Origin of the sequence: Sandarakinorhabdus rubra (assembly GCF_010994245.1) — a bacterium.
In the GTDB taxonomy this organism is placed as follows: Bacteria; Pseudomonadota; Alphaproteobacteria; order Sphingomonadales; family Sphingomonadaceae; genus Sandarakinorhabdus; species Sandarakinorhabdus rubra.
In genome coordinates, this window is sequence record NZ_WMHO01000239.1 from 1 (window position 1) to 3,714 (window position 3,714).

Here is a 3,714-nt window from a genome sequence, read left to right on the forward strand (position 1 = left end):
GTGGCTGGCCGAGGAGATCACCAGCCGCCGACCCGCCGCCGCATCGGCGGCCAGCGCGGCCCGCGCGGCGGCCAGCGCATGGGTTGCCACGAACGCATCGGCAAAGCGGGTGACCACGGCTGCTAGCCGGCGTTCCGTCACCCGCGGCCCGATCAGCCAGCGGTGCGCCCAGCTCTTGAGGCCGCCGCGCGAGACGAGGCGCAGGCCGTATCCGACGCCGCCCAGCGCCACCAGCGGCAGGAAGATCACCCGCCACGGCGCCTCGCTGGCCAGCCAGAAGCGGATGAAATGCGCCCAGCTGCCGGTGTCGGTGAGGGTGCGGTCCAGGTCATAAACCGCAATCTCGGCGCGGGCTTGGATGATTGTGGCACTTGGCATTTGCCCCGCCATAGCCCAGTTTGCCGAGCATGGGCAGCAGCGTCAGCTGGAACGACGAGGGCGCGGGCGAAGCGCGGGTGGCGCTGGCCGGCCGGCTGACGATCGATGACGTCACCGATCTGGCCAACGCGCTCGCACGGCAGCCGGCGGCGCCGCTGGTAGTGGACATGGGGGGCGTCACGGCCATCGACACGGCCGGTGCCTGGGCGGTCAACCGGATGGTGCGCGAATGGCAGGCTGCCGGTTACACCGCCCAAATCGACGGCGCAGCGCCCGATGTTGCCCGGCTCCTGGCAGCGCTCGGCGCGCCGCCGCCGGCTGCGCCAGTGCGCCCCGATCTGGGCAATCCGATCATCGTCCAGTTGGAGCGGATTGGCCGTGCTGTCTACGGGCAGGCGCACAACATCGGTCTCTTCCTCGCCTTCCTCGGCCAGACCCTGGTGGTGCTGGGCGCAACGCTGATCGGCCGACGACCGCTGCGCTGGCATGCCGTGGTGCACCAGTGCGAGGTGATTGCGGTCAATGCGTTGGGCATCATCGCCCTGCTGCTGTTCCTCGTCGGCCTGGTGATTGCCCAGCAGGGCGCGGTGCAGCTCAGGCAGTTCGGGGCCGAGGTGTTCACCGTCAACCTGATCGGCCGCGCCACCACGCGCGAGCTGGGCATATTGCTGACCGCCATCATGGTGGCCGGGCGCTCGGGATCGGCGTTCGCGGCACAGATCGGATCGATGAAGCTGAACCAGGAGATCGACGCCTTGCGCACCATCGGGCTCGACCCGATCGAGGTGCTGGTGATCCCGCGGGTCATCGCCTGCTCGCTGATGCTGGTGGGCCTGGCCTTCTATGGTGGGCTGTGGGCGCTGATCGCCGGCGGGTTTTACGTGTGGAGCGACCTGTCGATGCCGCCGGCCGCCTATATCACCCGCCTGCAGGAGGTGATCCTGCAATCGGATTTTGCCATCGGGCTGATCAAGGCGCCGGTGTTCGGTTTCATCATTGCGCTGATGGGCTGCTTCCACGGCTTCCAGGCCAGCAGCAACGCCGAATCGGTGGGCAGTCGCACCACGCAGGCGGTGGTGGAATCGATCTTCCTGGTGATCGTGTTCGATGCCTTCTTCGCCTTCTTCTTCAGCTTCCTGGGCTACAATTGATGGAGCCGCTGTCCCCCGTTCTGCCCGATGATGCCGATGTGGCCGTGCGGGTGCGTGGCTTGGTCACCGGCTTCGGGGACCGCACCCTGCACGACCATCTCGATCTCGACGTGGCGCGCGGCGAGGTGCTGGGCCTGGTTGGTGGGTCGGGCAGTGGCAAGTCGGTGCTGATGCGCACCATCATCGGCCTCAACCCGGCGCGTGCCGGACGCATCGAGATCTTCGGCGCCAATGCGCTTGATCCCGATCCGGTCGCCCGCCGCAACCTGCGACGCCAGTGGGGTGTGCTGTTCCAGGAGGGCGCCCTGTTCTCCGGCCTCACGGTTGCCGAGAATATCGAGGTGCCGATGCGCGAGTTCCTGTCGCTGCCGGAACCGGTGATGGCCGAACTGGCCTGCACGCGCCTGCGCCAGGTGGGCCTGCCGGTCGATGCCGCCGCCAAGTATCCGTCCGAGCTGTCGGGCGGCATGAAGAAGCGCGCCGGCCTCGCGCGGGCGCTGGCGTTGGACCCGCCGCTCCTGTTTCTCGACGAGCCGACATCGGGCCTCGACCCGATTTCCGCCGCCGGCTTCGACAATCTGATCCGGCTGTTGAAGGACACGCTGGGTTTGACCCTGTTCCTCATCACCCATGATCTGGATACGCTGATCGCCATCTGTGACCGGGTGGCGGTGCTGGGTGACGGCAAGGTTCTGGCCTGCGGCACGGTTGACCAGTTGCGCGCCTTCGACCACCCGTGGGTTCAGGAATATTTCGGCGGGCCGCGCGGGCGGGCCGCCACCACACTTCCCAGGGGGGAAGCGGCCTGATGGAAAATCGCAGCAACTATGTGATCGTCGGCAGCGTGGCGCTGGCCATGGTGATCGGCATCTTCCTGATGGCCCTGTGGCTGGCGCGCTTCTCGGGCGGGGAACGCCGCGATTATGACATCCTGTTCCGGCAGTCGATCACTGGCCTGGCGCTGGGCTCGCCGGTGGCCTTCAACGGCGTGGTGGTCGGCAAGATCCGCCAGATCCAGATCCTGCCCGACAAGCCGGAGTTCGTGCGCGTGCGTGTCACCATCGAGGAGGAGGTGCCGATCCTGGAGGGCACCACCGCGGCGGTGGAAGGCGTTGGCTTCACCGGCGTCTCCCAGGTCCAGCTCACCGGCGCGATGTCGGGACAGAAGCCGATCACCGGGCCTTCGCCCTATGGCGCACCGCTGATCCCGACCCGCACCGGCGGGCTGGGCGATCTTCTGGCGACCGCGCCCGAGGTGTTCAAGAAGGTCGCCATCCTCACCGACCGGCTGAACGATGTGCTCAATGACGAGAATCGCGCCGCGCTGGGCGGCATCCTGAAGAACACCGAAGTCGCCACCGGCGCGCTGGCCAAGAGCGCGCCCGACCTCGCCGCCGCCATTGCCGAGACGCGCACCACGGTCACCGCCGCCACTGCCACCCTCAATCGCTTCGAGGCGCTGGCCGGGTCCGGCCAGGCGCTGGTGGACGGCGAGTTGCGGCCGCTGGCGGCCGACCTCAGGCGTGCGACCACGAAGGCCGAGGCGACGCTGGCCCGGGTGGAGGCGATCACCGCTGCCGCCCAGCCGGGCGTGGAGCAACTCTCCAGCCAGACCATCCCCGAGACGACGCAGCTGATTCGCGAGCTCAGGGAAACCACGGCGCGGCTGGGCGCCATCGCTGCCAAGCTGGATGAAGACCCGGCCGGCGCCTTCATCGGCGGCCGCCGCCTGCCAGAGTACCAGCCACAACAGGGAGCGCCGAAGTGAGCCTGCGACCCGCCATCACCGCCAGCCTCGCCCTGTTCCTCGCCGGCTGCGGCCCCCTCGTGCAGCTGGGAGGCAACGCCCCGGCGCCGGAATCACTTCTGGTGGTGCGCAGCACGGCGCCCCCGCCCGACTATGCTGGCCCGGCAGCGCTGGCCGACACGCTGGGCATCGCCGTGCCCGATGTGCCGGCCGAGCTGCAGACACTTCGCCTGCCGGTGCAGGTGACCAACGCCACTGTTCAGTATCTGGCCGGCGCCAGCTGGTCCGAACAGCCCAATCGCCAGTTCCAGCGCCTGCTGGCCGATACGCTGGCCGGCGCCGGGGTGCCGGTGCTCGACACGCGCGGCGGCGGGGTGGCACCGGCCCGGGCCCTGACCGGTCACTTGCGGGAGTTCGGGCTGGATGTACGCGCAGCGC

At 68.9% G+C, this 3,714-nt stretch carries 4 protein-coding genes and 1 pseudogene; 4 read left to right on the top strand and 1 reads right to left on the bottom strand.

Annotated features, from left to right (window positions below):
- A pseudogene (locus GJV64_RS12500) lies at positions 1-378 on the bottom strand (HAD-IB family hydrolase); the annotation flags it as partial.
- Between the two features lie 29 nt (positions 379-407).
- On the opposite strand from GJV64_RS12500, the gene GJV64_RS12505 reads away from it, so the two are divergent.
- From GJV64_RS12505 to GJV64_RS12520, 4 genes are all read left to right on the top strand, one after another.
- The gene (locus tag GJV64_RS12505) at positions 408-1,529 is read left to right on the top strand and encodes an ABC transporter permease (protein ID WP_164157591.1); all 1,122 of its coding nucleotides are present in this window, start codon (positions 408-410) and stop codon (positions 1,527-1,529) included.
- Positions 1,529-2,338 (top strand): ABC transporter ATP-binding protein, encoded by an 810-nt coding sequence (locus GJV64_RS12510; RefSeq protein WP_164157593.1) that lies wholly within the window; start codon positions 1,529-1,531, stop codon positions 2,336-2,338. Before GJV64_RS12505 ends, GJV64_RS12510 begins: the two co-directional genes overlap by 1 nt.
- Positions 2,338-3,297 carry an MlaD family protein gene (locus GJV64_RS12515; RefSeq protein ID WP_164157594.1) on the top strand — a complete coding sequence of 320 codons (960 nt, stop codon included), beginning with the start codon at positions 2,338-2,340 and terminating at the stop codon, positions 3,295-3,297. The genes GJV64_RS12510 and GJV64_RS12515 overlap by 1 nt, the downstream gene beginning before the upstream one ends.
- A partial coding sequence (locus GJV64_RS12520) for an ABC-type transport auxiliary lipoprotein family protein (RefSeq protein WP_164157596.1) occupies positions 3,294-3,714 on the top strand: 421 nt, incomplete at its 3' end. The genes GJV64_RS12515 and GJV64_RS12520, both read left to right, overlap by 4 nt.

What these genes read in the sequence shown, in the direction of transcription:
- GJV64_RS12515 (WP_164157594.1), top strand. Translation starts at nt 2,338, where the DNA reads ATGGAAAATCGCAGCAACTATGTGATCGTCGGCAGCGTGGCGCTGGCC.
- GJV64_RS12510 (WP_164157593.1), top strand. Translation starts at nt 1,529, where the DNA reads ATGGAGCCGCTGTCCCCCGTTCTGCCCGATGATGCCGATGTGGCCGTG.
- GJV64_RS12505 (WP_164157591.1), top strand. Translation starts at nt 408, where the DNA reads ATGGGCAGCAGCGTCAGCTGGAACGACGAGGGCGCGGGCGAAGCGCGG.